This is a genomic window from Streptomyces actuosus, from assembly GCF_016921115.1.
Classification (GTDB): domain Bacteria; phylum Actinomycetota; class Actinomycetes; order Streptomycetales; family Streptomycetaceae; genus Streptomyces; species Streptomyces actuosus_A.
This window is the reverse complement of record NZ_JAFFZS010000134.1, coordinates 1-715: the sequence shown is the minus strand read 5'-3', so window position 1 is coordinate 715 and position 715 is coordinate 1. Positions and strand designations below refer to the sequence as shown.

Annotated in this window: 1 protein-coding gene and 1 pseudogene; both read right to left on the bottom strand. The window is 67.6% G+C overall.

Annotated elements, in window-relative coordinates:
- On the bottom strand, nt 1–259 hold a 259-nt coding region (locus JS756_RS35925; protein WP_240204882.1), incomplete at its 3' end, for an alpha-amylase family glycosyl hydrolase.
- Nucleotides 256–715, bottom strand: a pseudogene (locus JS756_RS35920) (DUF3459 domain-containing protein); the annotation flags it as partial. The pseudogene JS756_RS35920 and the gene JS756_RS35925, both read right to left, overlap by 4 nt.

Sequence of the window (715 nt, the reverse complement as noted above, 5' to 3'; positions counted from 1 at the left end):
TGTAGTCGGAGACGTCGTAGCCGCCGTCCCTGAGGGGGGACTGGAAGAACGGTGGCAGCCACAGGCAGTCCACGCCGAGCCATTGCAGGTAGTCGAGCCTCGCGGTCAGGCCCTTGAGGTCGCCGACGCCGTCGCCGTTGCTGTCCTGGAAGGAACGGACGAGAACCTCGTAGAAGACGGCGCGCTTGAACCAGTCGGGGTCGCGGTCCTTGGCCGGGGTGTCCTCGAAGGTGTCCGGAACGGGTTCGTTGACGATCATTGTATGGGTGACCCTCCGATCTGCGGGTTGGACGGTCGCAGGACGGTGAAGACATGCGCGGGCCTCACACCCGGTTCGAGTCGCACGTAGTTGGCCCTGCCCCAGTGATAGGTCTCGCCGGTGAGCTCGTCGCGCACCGGCACCGACTCGTGCCAGTCCAGGCCGAGTTGCGGCATGTCCAACGAGACCGTGGCCTCGCGGGTGTGGTGGGGGTCGAGGTTGGCGACCACCAGAACCGTGTTCGAACCGCCCCGCTTCGAGTACGCGATCACCGCGTCCTGGTCGGCCCGGTGGAAGTGGAGATCGCGCAGGCGGTGCAGTGCCGGGCTGCGGCGCCGGATGTCGTTGAGGCGGGTGATCAGGGGGGCGATGGTGCGTCCCTCGCGGGCGGCGGCGTCCCAGTCGCGTGCCCTGAGCTGGTACTTCTCCGAGTCGAGGTACTCCTCGCTGCCGTCG